The organism is Allobosea spartocytisi (assembly GCF_014764685.1).
GTDB lineage: Bacteria > Pseudomonadota > Alphaproteobacteria > Rhizobiales > Beijerinckiaceae > Allobosea > Allobosea spartocytisi.
Genome location: NZ_JACXWY010000064.1, coordinates 1 through 699 on the forward strand (window position 1 = coordinate 1; position 699 = coordinate 699).

Genomic DNA, 699 nt, shown 5'->3' on the forward strand with positions numbered 1-699 from the left:
ACCCGCCCGAGCCCGCCGTCGACACCGGCCCCGCGCCGCAGGTCGGTGCAGGCCGCGTCCGCCGCGAGCCGCAATTCGGCACCGGTCCCGCGCCGCGTCAGCCCCTGCCGAATTTCGATCCGGCACCGCTGCCGGGCACGCGCGCGCCGGCTTCCCGCGACGTCGACGACGATCCGCCCTTCGACATCGACGACGCGCAGGACCTGCGCGACCTCAACGCTCCGCGCGTCGCCGCCCCCGCTCCCGCGCCCAAGCCCGGCAAGCGCATGCAGCGCGAGGCGCAGCCCTCCTTCCTCGAGCGCGATTCCTTCGAGTTGCCGCCGCTGACCTATCTGGCCGAGCCGAAGAAATCGCTCGCCAACACTGTCTCGACGGACGCGCTGGAACAGAACGCGACCCTGCTCGAAGGCGTGCTGGAGGATTTCGGCGTGCGCGGCGAGATCACGCAGGTCCGCCCCGGCCCTGTGGTGACGCTTTACGAGCTTGAGCCTGCGCCTGGCACGAAGTCGTCGCGGGTGATTTCGCTTGCCGACGACATCGCGCGGTCGATGAGCGCGGTTTCGGCGCGCGTCGCGGTGGTGCAGGGCAAGAACGCCATCGGCATCGAGCTGCCCAACGCCAAGCGCGAGACTGTCTTCCTGCGCGAGCTCCTCGCCAGCCAGGATTTCGAGGCGACCAAGCACAAGCTCGCACTATGCC

General features: G+C 70.4%; 1 protein-coding gene. It reads left to right on the forward strand.

The annotated features are described in order from the left end of the window. The coding region (locus IED13_RS28495) for a DNA translocase FtsK (protein ID WP_263858927.1) at positions 1 to 699 on the forward strand (699 nt) is incomplete at both ends.